Consider the following 253-nt stretch of genomic DNA (forward strand, 5'->3'; position numbering starts at 1 on the left):
TCGAAAGAATGCCTGTCGCGGGTAGCGGTACTTTCTCAACACGTGGTAACAACCAAGACTCAACTGCAAATGGGTCTGCTGCTGTTAGTTTACGTGGCTTAGGTGCTGATGCTACGCTCGTACTAATCAATGGCCGTCGTGTATCTATTAGTGCATTTGCCGAAGGTATCACAAACTCATTTGTAGATATTAACAGTATCCCAGTTTCTGCCATTGAGCGAATCGATATACTAAAAGATGGTGCTTCAGCTAT

At 44.3% G+C, this 253-nt stretch carries 1 protein-coding gene; it reads left to right on the top strand.

All coding sequences use genetic code 11. The features are described 5' to 3' along the window. Positions 1-253: TonB-dependent receptor plug domain-containing protein (locus tag AAEY83_RS17025; protein ID WP_351061015.1), on the top strand; the 253-nt coding region annotated here is incomplete at both ends.

Origin of the sequence: Psychrobacter sp. TB20-MNA-CIBAN-0197 (assembly GCF_040309765.1) — a bacterium.
Classification (GTDB): Bacteria; Pseudomonadota; Gammaproteobacteria; order Pseudomonadales; family Moraxellaceae; genus Psychrobacter; species Psychrobacter submarinus.